Annotated in this window: 1 protein-coding gene; it reads right to left on the bottom strand. The window is 66.8% G+C overall.

Translation table 11 applies throughout. From position 1 onward, the window contains the following. Positions 1-739 (bottom strand): hypothetical protein (locus tag ACIIOY_RS26795; protein ID WP_411037714.1); only part of this gene is annotated, 739 nt, incomplete at both ends.

The following is a 739-nucleotide window of genomic DNA, read 5'->3' as shown; positions in this document are numbered from 1 at the left end:
TTGCGATCGCGTTCAGCACGTAGCGTTCGACCTCCTTCGAGCACGAGCCGGCGGACGGCATGTGGAAGACGCGCCGGATCACCGCATGTCTGTCCTCCGCGGACGAGGCGCTTTGAAGATCGCGGCCGGCCGCGTCGTCGAGCAGGGCATTGAACGCATCAGGGCTGCTCGGAAAGTCTATGACCTTCGCCACGACCGGGTCGTGCGGGTCGAAGATCAGCTCCTCCGGCGGACGCATGGCGTCGCCCCAATAGGGCACGGCGGTCCGGCCCCTGCAGAACTGCGCCTCCAGCACGGAAAGCGAGTTGAACCCGACGACCAGGCGCGCACGCGGCAGAAGAGAGGTCAGCGCGACCTGGTGGTCGATCTCCACGAAGCGTGCCAGCGATCCCGCCGCAGCGCGGATCTCGTCGGTGTCGGCAAGGTTCTTCGCCTTCACCACGAACCGGACGCCGCCGCCGGCATGGCGTGCGGCGGCTTCGAGGAAGAGGCGCAGGACCTGCTTGAACGAGTTCGGCGCGCGGTAGTCGGGATCGCGGTAGCTGAGGAGCACGATCGTGTCCCGCTCGATGCCGTCGACGTCGATGTCGCGCCAGATGTCAAGCCGCGGCGGCCCCACGACCGTGACCTGGTCTTGCGTGCAGGCGCCGCTTTCGATGAAGATGCGGCGCGTGGCATCGCCGAACACGGCGATGGAGTCCCCCTCGTAGCGGAAACCGGTATAGTAGTCGCGAACCGT

The sequence above is a fragment of the Shinella agrisoli genome, from assembly GCF_046557955.1.
GTDB lineage: Bacteria > Pseudomonadota > Alphaproteobacteria > Rhizobiales > Rhizobiaceae > Shinella.
Note: the sequence above shows the minus strand (reverse complement) of the source record. Positions and strands in the feature narration are given on the sequence as shown.